The sequence below is a fragment of the Streptosporangium brasiliense genome, assembly GCF_030811595.1.
Classification (GTDB): Bacteria; Actinomycetota; Actinomycetes; order Streptosporangiales; family Streptosporangiaceae; genus Streptosporangium; species Streptosporangium brasiliense.
In genome coordinates this window covers 1,587,091-1,603,300 of record NZ_JAUSRB010000002.1, presented here as the reverse complement: position 1 = coordinate 1,603,300, position 16,210 = coordinate 1,587,091, and the positions used below count along the sequence as shown (strand labels likewise).

The window sequence follows — 16,210 nt, the reverse complement described above, 5'->3', positions numbered from 1 at the left end:
TGTCAGTCGCCGTGGCTCTCCAGGACGTCGCTCCACTCGCCCAGCACGCGGACGGGCTCGATGGAACCGGCGGGAGGGACATGGGCTACGTACATGCGTCCGTAGGTCGCGCTCACCGAGCGGGTGAAGGACCGGTTCCCGGTGCGGACGGCGGCCGACCCCTTCAGGGTGACCTTCGCTCCCACGCGCTCAGCCTTGCGCGCGTCGACGGAGCGGGCCGCGTACCAGATCAGGGCGCCCCCGTCGCTGGTCCTCAACGAGCGCACCGGGCCTTCGAGCTGGTATGACAGCCTGAGGGACCAGCCTGCCTCCTCCAACTGGGCGCGTTCCTGCTGCCAGAACTCCACGGTCTCGCTCGTCCACGGCCCGTCGGCGAAGGTCGGGTCCAGCTCGGCGCCCGCCAGGCTCGCCAGGTGGGCGCTCGCGACCTCACGCGGGGTCGCGAGCAGTTCGGAGGTGTTCTCGGGCAGGCTCGTGGCGTAGCCGTCGGCGTCAGTCGCGATCTTGGGGAACCGGGCGGGGGTGGCCCGCGTGTCCGCCGCCGACGCCACCAGCCGCCATCCGGCGGGGGTGGAGCTCATCACGTCGGTGATCCGGGCGACCCCCGGCTCGTAGGAGACCGCCACGAACCAGTCGGGGGTGCCCTCGACATGGCGGGGGATCCACACCTGCGGATTGGGCCAGATCCCCGACGCCACCGACTCGCCCTCCAGCCGGGCGGTCTTGAAGCTCGCCCGCGTCATCTCCAGCGCGAGCCCGTGCTCCAGCTTGCCCATCGCGGCCTGGTCCAGGGTGGCCTGGGCCGCTGACAGCCCCCGCTGGTAGCGGCCGTGGATGCGGTAGACCTCCTTGGTGGAGAGCTGGGACGAGCGGGCTCTGGCCGGAGGGGCGGCGGACGGGGAGCCGACGGGCGGAGGGGGCAGGGGCACCGGGGTGATGGATGGCGGGACGGTGACCCTGGCCCTGATCCGTGCCTGTTCGGTGCCGGCGGCCTTGGGCCTGGGGGACGGCGCGGCGGTGCCCTCGGCGTCGGGAGCCGGTGCGGAGGGCGCCGGTGTGCGCCCGCCGTCCGGGGCGGAGGGGGCCGCTGTGCTCTTCCCGCCGGGGGCCGGTGCGGAGGGCGCCGGTGTGCGCCCGCTGTCGGAGGCGGAGGGGGACGGCGTGCCCTTCCCGCTCGGGGCCGGTGTGGAGGGGGCCGGTGTCGAGGGCGGAGGGACCGCCGCCTCCCAGCCCGTCACGGAGGGCCGGGGGGTCGGGTTGGCGACCAGGGCCTGCGGCCCGGAGGTGTCTCTCGTGGTGAGCCAGACCCCCGCCCCGGCGAAGATCGATAAAATCGCCCCGGACAGAATGACCTTCCGCCAATCGAATGCGGCGAGTCGCTCGGGATGCCAGTCGGACGAGTGGTCCGATTCGTGCTGGGCGGAAGCGTCACCGCGGCCAGAGGGCCCAGGCTGCCTATCTGGGAAATCTGATGCGCGCCATGACATAGGTCCAAATATTAGACTGACCGTGATCTATTGGGAAGGTAAAGGGGTTGAGTAATTGGCACTTATGGCTATTGGTTTATAAATAACACATAAGCCATAATAGGGCATGTCCGAAATAGGTGCCATGCTGACCTGCCGATCTCGTGCCAACAGGTCATATCGGCACTTCTCTAGAGATTTACCTGCACCCTCTGCGCTCAGCTGACACTCCGGCTTTCCCGTTGATCTGTTATTTCCCTGGGGTGGGCTTGATGTTCGCCCTATGTTGAGTTTCCGGTTCCCCGGCGGGGTGTCAAGAGGAGGATCCGCGGAGGCGGCTTCGTTTTCGCGGAACGGATTGCCGCGGGCGCTTGCCGGGATCCGATATGAATGGCCTTCACGTATTCGGCCCGTCCGGCCGGGCCACCGGATCGAGGAATCAGGTCACCGTCTTTCCGGTCCGGAACGGCGATCGAACTCGATTTCGGATGACCTCTCCGTCCGCTCCACCGGCCGCCCGCCACACCCGTCCGCGCTCACCTGTACCCGCTCGCGTCCGTGTTCACTCGCGCCGGCCCACGCCCGCCGGGAGCGGCTAGCGGAGCGCGGCGGGCCCGTCCTGAGTCCTGTCCCCGTCGGCGGGGGCCGGCTCGGAGATCACCTTGGGGACGCCGCGCAGGGCGGGCAGCGTGGCCGCCGCGAGGAGCGCGAGCAGCACCGCGCCGGTCGTCACGGTCGTCTGCATGCTGTCGACGAAGGTCTGCCTGGCGGCCTCGGCGACCGTCTCCGCCAGCCGCGCGGGCAGGGCGGCGGCGACCTCCAACGCCCCGCCGAGCGACTCCCTGATCTGGGCCGCCGCCTCCGCGGGCACCTCGACCGGGAGCCTCAGGTCGGCGCGGTAGGCGCCGGTCAGCACACTCCCGAGTACGGCGATGCCCAGCGCGCCGCCCATCTCCTGACCGGTCTCCGCGATCGCGGACGCCGCGCCCGCCCGCTCCTTGGGGACCGAGGCGAGGATGGTGTCGTTGGTGACGGCGAAGGTGAATCCGGTGCCCACCGAGGCGACGATCATCGCGGTCACCATGTACGCGTAGACCGTGTCCACGTCGAGCCGGCCGTACAGGAAGAATCCGGCGGCGGTGAGGGCGAGCCCGAGGGAGACGACCCGCGCCCGGCCCAGGACGGTGACCAGCGGGCCCGCCAGCGCCCCGCCCACCGCCGCGCCCAGGCCGCCGGGCAGGCCCGCCAGCCCCGACATGAGAGGCGACCAGCCCAGGACGAGCTGGAAATACTGGGCGAAGGCGAGTGACGCGGCGAGCATCGAGAAGATGCAGACGACGTTGGCCCCGACAGCCGCCGAGAAGGCGCGGTGCCGGAAGAGCCGGACGTCGATGAGGGGCTCCGCCAGCCGGGTCTGCCGCCGGGTGAACAGGACGAGCGAGACGATGCCGACCGCGGCGGCCACCCAGACGCCGGGCTCGGCGAGGCCGTCGTGGACGGCGGTCTTGAGCGCGTAGACGACACCGACGACGCCGGCGGCCGACAGCGGCACGCTCACCAGGTCGATCCGGCCCGGCCCGGGGTCGCGCGACTCGGGCAGCACGACGGAGCCGACGATGACGATCAGCGCGGCGACCGGCACGTTGACGAGGAAGACGGAGCCCCACCAGAAGGAGTTGAGGAGCGCTCCGCCGACCATGGGACCGAGGGCGAAGCCCAGCGCGGAGACGCTGCTCCAGATGCCGATCGCGGTGGTCCGCTCCCTCGGGTCGGTGAAGACGTTCCTGATCATCGACAGGGTGGACGGCATGATGGTGGCGCCCGCGGCGCCGAGCAGCGCCCGGGCCGCGATGAGCGACTCCGGCGTCGGCGCGTAGGCGGTCAGGGCCGAGGCGGTCCCGAAGGCCGTCATACCGACGAGCAGGAGCCGCTTGCGGCCGATCCGGTCGCCGAGGTTGCCCATGGTGACCAGGAGCCCGGCCAGCGCGAAGCCGTACACGTCGACGATCCACAGGAACTGGGGGGCCGAGGGGCGCATCGCCTCGACCAGCTTGGGCGCGGCCTGGTGCAGCACCGTGAGGTCGACGGCGAGCAGCGACACGGCGAGGCAGGCGATCGCCAGCGTGCCCCATTTGCGGGGTGAGGGAGAAGCCATGTGAGGAGCGTCGGCCCCGGCGTTGACGGACCGCTGACCGGACGCTGACGGTCCACCGGTGACGGCACGGATCCACCGGAAGCAGGAGCGTGCCCGCAGGCGGTCCGCACCGGCCGTGCCCGTCCCGCGTGCCCGTCCCGCGTGCCCGCAGGCGGTCCGCACCGGTCGCGCCCGTCCCGCGCGTCCGTACGGCGGGGCCCGTCCGCCGGGCGGACGGGCCCCGCCTGTTACCCCTGCCTCATCAGCGGCCGGTATTCGCCGGGGAGCTGGGCGACCGTGTCGTGGTACTCCCTGTCGCCGATGGTCTCGCGCAGCGCCGCGAACACGGCCCGCACGTCTCTGGCGGCCTCCGCCCGGTCGGCCCCGGCGCGCATGGCGACGTCGTGCAGGAAGACGTCGGGCGACAGCGGCACGGTGCCGCCGCGCCCCCTGGCCCGGCCCCGCCGCAGGGCGGGGCGGAGCGGCGGGGGCAGGAGCGGCGTCAGGCCGTCGGCCTGGCCCGCCGGCAGCCGCAGGCCCAGCATCTCCAGCACCGCCTCGGTGGCGCGGCGAGCGCGGGCGCGGTCGGTCGGGGCGCCTTCCGCGACGCGGTCGAGGAGCTCCTCGCCGGACAGGCGGCCCGTGAACGGCGGCTCGTCCTCGGCCGGCGGGGGCGCCGCGGCCACCGCGGTGTCCATGAGCGGGTAGAAGTCCGGGGGCAGCTCGGCGCGGAGGTCCTCGAACCCGTCGGGACCCACCGCCCGCCACAGCGCGGCCAGCACGCCGCGCGCCTGCTCCGCGACCGCCTCGGCGTCGAGCCCGGTGTGCTCCGCGATGCGCCGGACGAACTCGTCGACGTGGAACCGTTCGGGCGGACCGGTGGGTTCGACGGACGGGCGCAGCGGTTCCGGAAGGCGCCGGCCGAGCCGCTCGGCCTCCCCGGGGGTGACGCGCCGGGCGAGCGTGCGGAGGGTCAGACGGGTGACGCTCTCCGCCTCCTCGTCCGAGATGTCGGCGACCTGCCCGACGATCGTGACGAACTCCTGGTAGTCCATGTCGTCCTGCCTCGGCCGCGGGGCGGCTGTCAGGCGGGGCCGGCCGACGGCGGCGGCCGGTGCCGCTGGATCCGGGACCGCAGGGCCCTGCGCCCGCGCCGGTGTGGGGAGCGGGCCACCGCGAGGCCCCCGCGGCGCGACCACCTGCCGGCGCACACGACGACCTCTCACCACGACGACCTCTCACCACGACGACCTCTCACCACGAGGTCATGCGGCGCCTCATCCAGTTAACCCCTCTCCTCGACGCGGGGGCAAGCGGACAGGCGGCGGCCCCGGTCCGGGAGCGGGTCGCTCCTGGACCGGGGCCGCCGGATGCCCGCCGGTCGGTGTCACCGTCCCGCGGTCGCCCCTGTCGAGGCGGACTTTCTAGTGGACGCGGCGCCTGCCGTACATGCTCACGGCCAGGATCACGCCGACCGCCGCCAGGCCGATCTGCAGGAGCAGCTCGATCCAGTCGATGCCGCCGGTCGAGGCCACTCCCAGCGCCCCCGCGAGGGCGGTGCCGATGAGGGCGGCGACGATTCCGATCACGATGGTCAGCCAGATCGGGATGTTCTGCTTGCCCGGGACCACCAGACGGCCCAGGGCCCCGATGATGGCTCCGATGACTATGGCGGTGATGATGCCGGTAACCGTCATGTTCACGCTCCCTGTAGGTCGGGTGACAGACGAGTGCCCTGGGAGAGGCGGCTGACACGTAACAGATCGGTTGCGACCGGATCCGGAGGTCAGCCGAGCTTGCCGAAGAACTCGCGGACGTCGCCGACCAGCAGCTCAGGCTGCTCCAGCGAGAGGAAGTTGCCGCCGCGCTCGAACTCGGTCCAGTGGACGACATTGCTGTCGCGCTCGGCGAAGCGGCGGATGGCGACGTCGGTGCCGAGGGCGACGGCCACCCCGGTGGGGACGGTGCCGCGCTCCTTGGGAGCCCACGCTCCCGGGTCGTGGGCCATCTCGTAGTAGAGGTTGGCCGAGGAGCCCGCGGTGCCGGTGAACCAGTAGACGCTGACGTTGGTCAGCAGGTGGTCGCGGCCCACGGCGTCCTCGGGCAGCTCGGCGGCCGGGTCGGTCCATTCCTTGAACTTCTCGGTGATCCAGGCGAGCTGCCCGACCGGCGAGTCGTGCAGGCCGTAGGCGAGGGTCTGCGGGCGGGTGGACTGGATGACGTTGAAGCCCATCATGTCGTCCCGGAAGTTCTGCAGCCGGGCCAGGCGCTCCTGCTCGCCTCCGGTCAGGCCGGCGAAGTCGGCCGGGTCCTCGGAGGGGAAGGTGACCAGGCCGTTGACGTGGACGCCGATGACGCGGTCGGGGGCCTGGCGGCCCATCTCGATCGCGATCCAGGCGCCCCCGCCGCCGCCCTGGACGCCGTAGCGCTCGTAGCCGAGGCGGGCCATCAGCTCGACGAACGCGCTCGCGATCTTCCCGGTGTTCCAGCCGGGGCCGCTGAGCGGGCCGGAGAAACCGACCCCGGGCGTCGAGGTGACGATCACGTGGAAGTCCCGCGACAGCGGCTCGATCACCTCGGTGAACTGCGTGAACGAACCGGGCCAGTCGTGCATGAGCAGCAGCGGCGTGGCGTCGGCGTTGGCCGAGCGCACGTGCGCGAAGTGGATGTTCTGCCCGTCGACCTCGGTGGTGAACTGCGGGAACTCGTTCAGCCGGGCCTCGGCCCCGCGCCAGTCGTAGCCGTCGGCCCAGTAGTCGGCCAGCCCCTTCAGGTAGTCCACCGGCACGCCCCGGCTCCAGCCGGTGCCGGGGATCTCGCCGCTCCAGCGGGTGCGGCCGAGGCGCTTACGCAGATCGTCGAGGTCGGCCTGGGAGATCTCGATGCGGAAGGGGCGGATCTCGGTGCTCATGGAATGTTCCCTTCGAGGCGTTCTTGCTGACCTCAGTCTATCAGAACGGAATGCTTCATTCCACAAATTTAGGCCACCTGTGGGGATGGATGGTGGTGAGGGGGCGCCGCTGTACGTGCGGGGATCGCGTAATCTATACTAAACCGGTAGGTTGTGTCCGATATGGTGGACGTGGATTAGGCTCCGATGTGACAGCAGTGGGTAAAGCCGGCAGCAGCGCAGAAGGAGGCGGCTTCCGTGTGCGCTACCACGCAGCTCCAAGGTTTCCTCGACAGGCTCGGCTGGTCGCCCGAGCAGCTCGCGCGAGAGATCAACCACATCCGCGGCAGTGAGGGCATCAGCCCGAAGGCGCCCTACCACTGGCTCAGAGGGGCCTACCCGCGGCGCGACATACCGCACGCGGTGGCCAAGGTCCTGTCCGAGCGCCTCGGTGAGCCGATCGACGTCAGCATGATCTGGCCTGACCGGTCCATGCCGAACATCGGTTCCCGGATGATCGCCCCTGCCGGAGCCGCCCCGGATCCCTCCGCCGGCCGTTCCGACCTCACGCCGCTGATCCGGGACTCCTGCGACTCGATCAGGCTGGCCAGACGCGTGTCGGTGACCAACATGGACGAGGCCGCCCTGGAACGGGTGAACAGCGAGCTCGTCGCGATCTCCGTCTCCTACTTCCACGTGCCGCCCGGCTCCCTCATCCACCGGGCAGTGCTCCTGCGCGACCGCATAGCCACGTCGCTGGCAGGGCCCCAGCGGCCGTCACAGAAGAGGAAGCTGCTCTCGCTCGGGGCGAAGTGCTGCGCGCTGCTGGCGTGGATGGCCGACGACCTCGGAGACCCGCGGGCCGCCCAGAACCACGCCTCGGCCGCCTGGGAGCTGGCGGAGCTGGCCGACCACCATGAGGCGCGGCGCTGGGTCCGTCTCGCCCAGGCCAGGCAGGCGTTCTGGATGGGCGACTTCATGGAGGCGGCCCAGCGCACCGGCGAGGCGCTGACCTACCGGGCGGACGACGGCCTCGACGCCTTCCTCACGCTCCTGCGGGCCCGGTCGTGGGCCGCCATCGGGTTGGAGAAGGACGCGCAGCAGGCCGTGGCCGGCTGGCTGGACGGCCCGCGCGACGCCCCGGCACGGGACGGCGGCGTCTTCGTCCTGCAGAGGGACCGGCAGTCCTATCTCGTCGGCGCCACCTACCTCGCGCTGGACCAGCCGGACCGGGCGCTGCGGGAGTTCCGAGGGTTCTTCGACCACTTCGAGGCGCTCGCGCCGGGCCGGCGCTTCTACGGGGTAGAGGCTCTCACCCGCATCGACGCCCTCCGCGCCCACCTGCGGTACGGGGAGGTCGACGAGGCGGCCGGGGCGGTCGGGCCCGTCTTCGACCTGCGGCCCGAGAAGACCATCAACATGATCCAGATCGCGCTGCGGGAGGCGCTCGGCGAGCTCAGGCGGTATCCGGACGCGGACGCGCGCGTCCGTGACCTCGCGGAGCGGACGGAGAGGTTCCTGTCCCGCACCGGCCCGGCACGCTGACGCCCACCGGTACGGCGGGCCGACGCCCACCGGCCGGCGCGCCGACACCCGCCGGTACGGCCGGCCGGCGGCTCCCCGCACGGGCGCGCCGGCGTCCGCCGGTACGGCATAGCCGGCGCCGGACCGGCACGGGCCCCGGGACGTCTCCCGGGGCCCCTGGTCAGCCGATCGCCCCCGTGACCGGCGTGAACAGCCGGGTGCGGTCGCCGGGGAGGTCGTCGCCGTGGACCATGACCGCCGTGCCGCCCGTTTCCCGGAGGCCGTGCTCCTCCAGCCAGGCGCGCAGCTCCGGCCGGTGGCCGTCGAGGTCGATCCGTACCGGGCCGTCGACGGCCGGGGCCAGGCCGGACAGCAGCGCCGCCGCGGTGCCGGAGTCCTCGGCGACCAGCGGCCCGACGACGGGGCCGTCGACCCCGCGCCAGAGGCCCGCGAACCCGCGGACGCCCGCCGGCCCCTCGACCAGGCGGATCTGCTCGGCGGCGGAGAACAGGCGGGTGAACAGCTCGGTACGGCCGGCGCCGAAGACCTCGGTGTCCAGGGCGACCACCGCGGGGAGGTCGGACGGGTCCGCCTCGCGGGACGGTCCCCCCGGCCGGCCGCCGGAGCGCAGGCGGCCGGCATACCTGGTGCACGTGCCGGTCACCCGGAAACCGAGGTCCGCGTACATCCGCCGCCCGTACTCGGTCGCGGTCAGCCAGATGCTCGCGGCCTCGGCGCGCTCCGTCGCGTATCTCATCAGCCCGCGGCCGAGGCCGCGGCGGCCGTGCCGGCGGGCGACCAGCAGCCCACCGACCGTGGTGAGCGTGCCGCCGTACCGGGCCAGCGCCACCGTCGCGGCCAGCCCTCCGGCGGGGTCGTCGATCCCGTACACCTCACCGAGCGCGAACAGCAGGTCCCACGCACGGTACTCGGCGGGCCAGCCACGATCCTGGGCCAGCCGGAGGCAGTCGGCGAAATCCTCATAACCCAGCCGCCGGACCGCCTCCCGCGGGACCACCTCCCGCGGGACCGCCTCCCGCGGGACCGTCACGGCCGACGGCCCACGACCGACGCCACCACGCCGAACCACTCGGCCATGTGCGGGCCGTCCTCGGAGGCGAGGAAGCGCTCGACCTCCTCCGCGGTGACGTAGCCCTTCTCCACCAGGGTCGGCCCCGTCTGCCGGATCGTCGGGCGGATCCACCGGTGGAACTGCTCGCCCCAGCCCTCCCAGCCCGCGAGCGAGGGCGTCAGCCGTACGTCGACCTCGGTCAGTCCCAGCCGGGCGACGAGCCCGGGCAGCCGCCGGGTCCAGCGCATGTCGCCACCCTGCGAGTTCATCTGCTCGACGATCGCCCGCAGGACCCCGCCCCACTCCGGATGGGCCGTGTCGTCGGAGGGGAACCAGTAGCCGTCCACGACCGCCAGCCATCCGCCCGGCGCCAGCCAGTCGACGAGGCGGGCCAGCACGTCCTCGCGCTCGGGCAGGTGCTTGAGCACGGACCGGGCGTGGATGAGGTCGAAGGAGCCCTCGGGGAAATCCTCCTCACGTATGTCGAAGGTGCGCACCGTCAGGTTCGGCGCGCGCTCCGCGTCGAGGTAGCGCGGGTCGATGTCCGCCGACACCACGCTCCCTCCCGGGTAGCGGTCCGCCAGCCAGTAGGACATGGAGCCGGCTCCCGAGGCCATGTCCAGGATCCTCGGGGCGGAGCCCAGGGGGAGCTTCTCGACGGCCGCGATGCTCAGCGGGTCCAGGGCGTTCTCCAGCAGTTGGAGCCGCCGCAGTTCGGTGGGGATGTCCTTGCTCAGGACACCCGTGCCATAGGGATCGTGTCTCATGTCCAGCCCTTCCCTGTCGTGGGGGACGGGACCGCCCGCCGCTCACGGCGGGCGGCCGCCGTCCCCGCGGAGATCACACCTGGCCGTCCGGCCGGTACCGCAGGGCCATGACGCCCCAGCTGAAGCCCATGGCGCTGGTGGCGAGCAGGATCAGGTCGCCGTGCCGGAGGCCGCCGCCGTCCAGCAGCCCGCGGAGGGCGATCATGGTGTCCGCGCCGCCCATGTGGCCCAGCCGGTCGTAGTTGAAGACGCTGCGGTCCGCCGGGATGCCGGTCTCCCGCAGGAGCCGCTCGTGCATGGACCTGTCCCCCTGGTTGATCAGGAAGTGGGACACATCCGACGCCCGTGCGCCGAGCGCGCCCAGCGTCTCGCCGACGAGCGCGGTGAAGTTCTCCACGTAGGCCGCCGCGAGCCCGCCGCGGTGCCCGTTGCGGCGGATCACGACCCGGTCCGGCCGGTGCTCGCCGGTGTAGTAGTCCGACCAGCTCGGATCGGTCCGCATGGCCGAGTGCAGCACCTCGAAGGCGTAGTCCTCACGCGCCAGGAGCATCGCCGCGGCGGCGTCGCCCAGGTTGAACAGCGCCTTGGAACCGGGATCGCGGTAGTCGACCATCGTGCCCAGCCGGTCGCCGACGAGCACCAGCACGTACTCGGCGCGGCCCGCCGCGATCCCGTCCAGCCCGGTCCGGACCGCCGTCATCCCGGCGTTGCAGAAGTTGCCGATCTCGAAGCAGTGGGCGCGCTCGATGCCGAGTCCGAGGGCCACCCTGGCCGCCGGCGACCAGAACGGGACGTCCCACTCGCCGGAGCCGGCGAATATCACCTGCCGGATGGCGCCGGGCTCCACCTGCGTGCGCTTCAGGACGGCTCTGGCCGCTTCGAGCGCCAGCTCCCACGACCGCTCGTCCGGGCCGAGGACCGGGAAGCTCCTGGAATGGGTGATCTCCAGGATCTCGGGGACCGGGACCCCCGACATGGCGGACATGTGCCGCACGCTGACGCGCGAGGTGGGGAAGGCGACCTCCAGGTCGGCTATTCCGCCCACGGCTGCTCGGCTTCGATGCTGACCCGGTGCACGGTCCGGGCCACCCCGGGTTCGACGTCGGTCGCCGCGTGCAGGGTCGTGGAGGTCTTCCACACCACGAGGTCGTCAGGGGTCCAGCGGTGGGTGTAGACGTGGTCCGGGTCCTGGATGAGGCTGTCGAGCAGGGTGAAGAACGCCTCGTTCTCGTTGGCGTCGAAGCCCTGCACCGAGTCCATGTACTCCGGGGCGCCGTATAGATACGTCTGCTTGGTGAAGGGGTCCTGCCGCACCAGCGGGTGCTCGACCTTCGGGTGCTTCTCCTCGATCCAGGCCCTGTACTCGGCCGTCGACAGTCCCACGTGCTCGCTGCGGATGCGCAGGCGCTTGGCCACGGTGTGCCACGCCTTGCGGTCGTCGATCTTCTTCTTCCAGTCGTCGGGCAGCCGGTCGTAGACGTCGACGGCGCTGGCGAACAGGGTGTGGCCGCTGGTCTGCGGGACGTTCACGCCGTGCAGCATGGTGTATTCGGCGGGCTTGGCGACGAAGGACGAGTCCTGGTGCCAGAAGTTGCCGACCCGGGCCACGCCGATGGACTTGTTGTCCCGCACCTCGTTGGAGGAGATCATGATCTCCGGCAGCTCCGGGTAGCGGTACTGCTCCAGCACGAAGGGGATGGGCCTGCCGATGCGGACCGCGAGGTCCACCTGCTGCCGGGGCGTCACCTCGATCCCCCGGATGATCACGAGTTCGCGCTGGTGGAGAGCGGTGACCAGTTCGTCGAAGACGTCGTCCCGCTGCAGGTCCTCGTAGGTGACGCCGGTCAGTTCCGCGCCGATGAAGGGGGTCAGGTCGATCCTGTCCATTGCCGTCTCCTTGGTTCACACGCGGGTGAGGCTGTCTTCCAGGGCGTACGCGAAGTGTTCGATCTGTTCGGCCGTCCGGTACGGGGCGACGGTGACGCGCAGCCGCTCCGTCCCGAGCGGGACGGACGGGAAGTTGATCGGCTGGACGTAGATGAGGTGGTCCTCCAGGAGGAGGTCGGCCACCTTGCGGACGCGGTCGCTGCCGGGCACCATCACCGGGATGATGTGGTGCTCCCCGTCGATGAAGGGGATGCCGGCCGACCGCAGGGCGGCTTTCATGCGCAGTGAGTTGTCGGTCAGCGCCCGGCGCAGGTCGTCGCCGCGCCGGACGAGGTCCAGGCCCTTCATCGTGGCGTCCATGCAGGCCTGCGGAAGGGAGGTGGTGAAGATGAAGCCGGGGGCGTAGGAGCGCACGTAGTCCAGGGCCGTGTCGGGGCCCGCGACGTATCCGCCGACCGTCCCGATGGCCTTGCCGAAGACGCCCTGGACGAAGGTCGGCCGCGTCTCTCCGATCTCCTCGCAGATCCCCGCGCCGGTCGGGCCCTTGACCCCGATGGCGTGCGTCTCGTCGAGGTAGGTCAGGGCGTCGTACTGCTCGGCCAGGTCGCATATGGCGCTGATCGGGGACGCGTCGGCGTCCATCGAGTACACCGACTCGAAGACGATCATCTTGGGCCGCGACCTGTCGTACTCGGCCAGGCAGCGCTCAAGCTCGACCAGATCATTATGCTGAAATATCCGCTTTTCGCATTTCGCCCGGCGGATCCCCTCGATGAGGGAGCGGTGATTGTTCTCATCCGAGATGACCACCATGTCCGGGACCGCCGACAGCAGCACGCTGAGCGTCTCGAAGTTCGCCACGTAGCCGCTGGAGAATATGAGCGCGCGCTCCTTCCCGTGCCAGCCGGCCAGCTCTGATTCCAGCTCGACATGAGTGACGCTCGTCCCGCCGATGTTGCGCGAACCGCCCATGCTGGTGCCGTGCAGCGCGGTCGAGTCGATCTGTGCCTTGATGAGATCCGGGTGCTGGCTCAGGCCGAGATAGTCATTGCTGCACCACACCTGGACCTCATGGCCCATACGCAGGGTCTGCCCCGGGCTGGCGGCCATGTGCGCGGTGGAGAAATAGTGCCGGTAAAGGCCCTTGCTCTTGAGCTCCTGGAGCTTTTTCGCAAATGTTTCGAATACGTGGGGCCGGGTGGGGACTTTTGTGGGCATGCGCATCCTTCGCTGATTGTCCTCCGCCCTCACCGTGATGGTGTCCCGCCACCGGGGCGGTCGGGCGGACGTCTTCGGAGCCGGGCTCGCTGTGGCTGGCGAACGCATGTGACTGGACAAGCGTCGGAACAGTCCTGACCGTCAGGACCGATGTCCGCGAGAGGGGACGGGGGTGTTGATCCCGCGTGTGGGTCCGCCGCGCGTCTCCAGCGCGCCGGAGGCGATGGTCAGCGCGAGCGCGGCGGCCGCCATGATCGCGCCGATCCAGTTGGGCGAGGTGTAGCCGTATCCGGCGTCGATGCTCAGGCCCCCGAGGTAGGCGCCCAGCGCGATGCCGACGTTGGAGGCCGAGACCGTGACGACCGCCGCGAGGGTCGGCGCCCCCTCGGCCTTGCTGATCACCCGGGTCATCAGCCCCGGGACGGTGGCGAACCCGGCGACGCCGAGCAGCGCGAAGGTGATCGCCGCCGGCACCGGGGAGCGGGCGGTGAAGGCGAACACGGCCAGCACGGCCGTGAGCGCGGCGAGCGCGGCCCCGAGGGTGGGCAGCAGCGCGCGGTCGGCGTACCGGCCGCCGAGCGTGTTGCCCACGACCAGGCCGACGCCGAAGAGGGCGAGCAGGGGGGTGAGCGCCTCCTCCGAGTACCCCGTCACCTCGGTCAGCATCGGCGCGACGTAGCTGAAGGAGGCGAACAGCGCGCCGAGGCTCAGCGCGGTCATGGCCAGCGCCAGCCCCACCTGCGGCCGGCGCAGGACCGCCAGCTCCCGGCCCAGCCGGGCATCGGCCTGCGACCGCTGCGCGGGGATCAGCCGGGCGATGCCGGCGAGGCCGACCAGCCCGATGCCGACGAGCATCCAGAAGGTGACACGCCAGCCGAAGTTCTGCCCGACCCAGGTGCCCAGCGGCGCCCCGACGACGTTGGCGGCGGCGCCACCGGTGAAGACCATCGCGATCGCGCGGGCTTTCCTGCTCTCCTCGACCAGGTCGGCGGCCACGACGGAGGCGACTCCCAGGAAGGCGCCGTGGCAGATCGCGGTCGTGATCCGGCCCAGCATCAGCAGCGCGTAGCCGGGCGCCAGGGCCGACAGCAGATTGCCGCAGATGAAAATCACCATGAGGATGAGGAGCATGTTCTTGCGGGGCATCCGGATGCCGGCCGCGACCAGCAGCGGCCCGCCCACGACGACGCCCAGCGCGTATCCGGATATGAGGAAACCGGCTGTCGTGATGCTGACCGAAAGGTCGCCGGCGACGTTGGGCAGCAGCCCCATGACCACGAATTCCGTGGTCCCGATCCCGAAAGAACTCAATGTGAGCGCGAGCAGGGCGAGCGGCATTCCAGCGGGCTCCCTTGATGCGTATGACGGCTGATGGGCGGCACCGGACATCATTTGAACGGACGGTTTTTCATCGGGCACGTGAATGAGGGGAGAACGGGGGCCGCTCTCACCGGGAAAACCTGTTCGGCTACGGTGCCGATCCGGTCGCCGGCCATATTGATTTCCCGCCGGCCCATTCAGAGCACTCTCAAGAAGTGAACCCCACCCGCGCGCTCCCCCGCAATCCGTGCTGCGGTCAGTTTGGTCAGAACGCGGTCAGAATGGTCAGAACTGTTAACTTCGGGTTTTCCCGGCCGCGCCGCCCCGCAGGAGTTCCGCGAACAGCCGCTCCCACATGGGGGTGACGGCCGCGGCGGCGGGTGTCGCGGCGGGCGCGGGGCCCGCTCCGCCGGCCCGGCTGACCTGGAGTCCGGTGAACCTGACCAGGACGTTGTCGACCGTGCGCCGCCAGTTCATGCCGAGGGAGGTTACTCAGCTTTCCTGGCAGTTAACTGTGTGTGCCGGGCCACACCGTCACCGCGTGCCGCCGTGCGGCCGCTCCGGCCGCTGGTCGAGGACCGGGTAGTTGCTGCGGAAGACGCCGTGGGGGTCGCGGGCGCGCTTGAGGTCGCGGAGCCGGGTGATGGTGTCGCCGGTGAAGGCCGCCGCGGCCCGCTCGCCCGGGGCGAGATAGGTGTACGGCTTGCGCCCGCTGGTGTGCGGCACGAGCGCGGCCGCGATCTCGCTCTGGCGTTCCCCGACGGCCGCCGCGGCCTCGGGCGTCGAGGGGATGCCGAACATGTAGAGCGAGTACGGCTCGGTCAGGTGCCCGCAGGCGCCGCCGCCCTCCGCCGGGCGGGCCAGCGCGCCGCCCAGGTGCCGGATCTGCACGCTGAGCAGCGGGTCGATGGGCCGCGACAGCAGCACCTGGGCCGCCGCGTCGTCGAGACCGGTCAGCAGCTCCCCGCGCGACAGGCCCGCCCCGGGGTCGGTCGGCTCGGCGCAGATGCCGCCCAGCTCGGCCACCGGCAGGACGCCCCGGCTGTCCATGACGGCCCCGCCGATCTTGTCCAGGCGGCGCAGCAGGTCCTGCCCCTCCCCGCCCTCCCCCAAAAAGGTCGCGTCCACCGCCACCAGCGCCTTCCCCCGCAGCAGATCAGGCAGGAAGGGCAGCGGCGGGAAACTCAACAGATCGAACCAGACGCTGAGCTCCTCGGGCGCGTCCGCGGTGATCTCCCGGAAGGCCTCCAGCACCTCCGCCGCCCGCTCGGCCGGCCACATGACCCGCCCGCCGTACAACCGCGGCGCCGGATACAGCTCGAACTCCACCGCCGTCACCAACGCGAAGTCCCCACCACCGCCACGCAGCGCCCAGAACAGCTCCGGATCGGACCCGGCGCTCACCCGCGCCCGGCGCCCCTCGGCGTCCACCACCTCGAAGGCCCGCACACTGTCGGCGGCGAACCCGTGACGGCGGCCGAACCAGCTCAGCCCGCCACCCAGGGTGTAGCCGGTCACGCTGACCACCGGCGAGCTGCCCGCCAGCCCGGTCAGGCCGTGCGGGCCCGCCGCGGCCAGCACCTGCCCCCATTGCACCCCCGCGCCCACCCGGGCCACCCGCTCCGCCGGCCGCACCTCCAGGTCACCGAGCCGCCCGGTGCGCAGCAGGATCACCCCGTCGGCCGAACCACTGGCGCCGTGCCCGCTGGGCTGGGCCGCCACCGCCAGCCCCGCCAGCCGGGCGTAGCCGACCACCGCGGCCACGTCATCGGCGTCCTCGGCCTCCACCACGGCCCGGACCGGCTGCTCCACCGCCAGGTTCCACGGCCGCCCGGCCTGCTCGAACCCCTCGTCGCCCGCCACCAGGACCCGGCCCCGGACCGCGTTCCTCAGCTCGTTCCCAATCGTCATGATCTCTCCTTCCGTTGGCCC

Annotated in this window: 14 protein-coding genes; 1 reads left to right on the top strand and 13 read right to left on the bottom strand. The window is 71.5% G+C overall.

Features of this window, described 5'->3' with window-relative positions:
- Nucleotides 1-2 precede the first annotated feature (2 nt).
- The 5 genes from J2S55_RS15915 to J2S55_RS15895 form a co-directional block, all read right to left on the bottom strand.
- Nucleotides 3-1,238, bottom strand: a complete 1,236-nt coding sequence (locus tag J2S55_RS15915) for a DUF8094 domain-containing protein (protein WP_306861289.1) — start codon at nucleotides 1,236-1,238, stop codon at nucleotides 3-5.
- 823 nt (nucleotides 1,239-2,061) lie between these two features.
- Nucleotides 2,062-3,621, bottom strand: a complete 1,560-nt coding sequence (locus J2S55_RS15910; RefSeq protein WP_306861287.1) for an MFS transporter — start codon at nucleotides 3,619-3,621, stop codon at nucleotides 2,062-2,064.
- A gap of 227 nt (nucleotides 3,622-3,848) precedes the next feature.
- Nucleotides 3,849-4,655: a DUF2267 domain-containing protein gene (locus J2S55_RS15905; RefSeq protein WP_306861285.1), complete on the bottom strand. Its 807-nt coding sequence runs from the start codon at nucleotides 4,653-4,655 to the stop codon at nucleotides 3,849-3,851.
- Nucleotides 4,656-5,024: 369 nt separating this feature from the next.
- On the bottom strand, nucleotides 5,025-5,297 hold the full coding sequence (locus J2S55_RS15900; RefSeq protein ID WP_306861283.1) for a GlsB/YeaQ/YmgE family stress response membrane protein: 273 nt from the start codon (nucleotides 5,295-5,297) through the stop codon (nucleotides 5,025-5,027).
- Between the two features lie 89 nt (nucleotides 5,298-5,386).
- Nucleotides 5,387-6,511 (bottom strand): epoxide hydrolase family protein, encoded by a 1,125-nt coding sequence (locus J2S55_RS15895; RefSeq protein WP_306861281.1) that lies wholly within the window; start codon nucleotides 6,509-6,511, stop codon nucleotides 5,387-5,389.
- 237 nt (nucleotides 6,512-6,748) lie between these two features.
- Between J2S55_RS15895 and J2S55_RS15890 the strand changes: the two genes are divergently transcribed.
- The gene (locus J2S55_RS15890; protein WP_306861279.1) at nucleotides 6,749-8,035 is read left to right on the top strand and encodes an NsdA family TPR-like regulatory protein; all 1,287 of its coding nucleotides are present in this window, start codon (nucleotides 6,749-6,751) and stop codon (nucleotides 8,033-8,035) included.
- Between the two features lie 160 nt (nucleotides 8,036-8,195).
- Here the strand turns inward: J2S55_RS15890 and J2S55_RS15885 are convergent, their stop codons facing one another.
- The 8 genes from J2S55_RS15885 to J2S55_RS15850 all read right to left on the bottom strand — a co-directional run bounded on the left by J2S55_RS15885 (nucleotide 8,196) and on the right by J2S55_RS15850 (nucleotide 16,189).
- Nucleotides 8,196-9,065 (bottom strand): GNAT family N-acetyltransferase, encoded by an 870-nt coding sequence (locus tag J2S55_RS15885; protein WP_306861277.1) that lies wholly within the window; start codon nucleotides 9,063-9,065, stop codon nucleotides 8,196-8,198.
- A complete protein-coding gene (locus J2S55_RS15880) occupies nucleotides 9,062-9,853 on the bottom strand; it encodes a class I SAM-dependent methyltransferase (RefSeq protein WP_306861275.1) in 792 nt (263 codons plus the stop codon). Before J2S55_RS15880 ends, J2S55_RS15885 begins: the two co-directional genes overlap by 4 nt.
- Before the next feature lie 73 nt (nucleotides 9,854-9,926).
- On the bottom strand, nucleotides 9,927-10,898 hold the full coding sequence (locus J2S55_RS15875; protein WP_306861273.1) for a 3-oxoacyl-ACP synthase III family protein: 972 nt from the start codon (nucleotides 10,896-10,898) through the stop codon (nucleotides 9,927-9,929).
- Nucleotides 10,886-11,740, bottom strand: a complete 855-nt coding sequence (locus J2S55_RS15870; protein WP_306861271.1) for a TauD/TfdA dioxygenase family protein — start codon at nucleotides 11,738-11,740, stop codon at nucleotides 10,886-10,888. Before J2S55_RS15870 ends, J2S55_RS15875 begins: the two co-directional genes overlap by 13 nt.
- Before the next feature lie 15 nt (nucleotides 11,741-11,755).
- Complete coding sequence (gene hemA / locus J2S55_RS15865; RefSeq protein ID WP_306861269.1) at nucleotides 11,756-12,958, bottom strand: 5-aminolevulinate synthase; 1,203 nt, start codon at nucleotides 12,956-12,958, stop codon at nucleotides 11,756-11,758.
- Between the two features lie 141 nt (nucleotides 12,959-13,099).
- The gene (locus J2S55_RS15860) at nucleotides 13,100-14,296 is read right to left on the bottom strand and encodes an MFS transporter (protein WP_306861267.1); all 1,197 of its coding nucleotides are present in this window, start codon (nucleotides 14,294-14,296) and stop codon (nucleotides 13,100-13,102) included.
- Nucleotides 14,297-14,572: 276 nt separating this feature from the next.
- Nucleotides 14,573-14,755, bottom strand: a complete 183-nt coding sequence (locus tag J2S55_RS15855; protein ID WP_306861265.1) for a hypothetical protein — start codon at nucleotides 14,753-14,755, stop codon at nucleotides 14,573-14,575.
- A gap of 57 nt (nucleotides 14,756-14,812) precedes the next feature.
- Nucleotides 14,813-16,189, bottom strand: coding sequence for an FAD-binding oxidoreductase (locus J2S55_RS15850; protein ID WP_306861263.1), 1,377 nt, complete (start codon nucleotides 16,187-16,189; stop codon nucleotides 14,813-14,815).
- Between the last annotated feature and the right edge of the window lie 21 nt (nucleotides 16,190-16,210).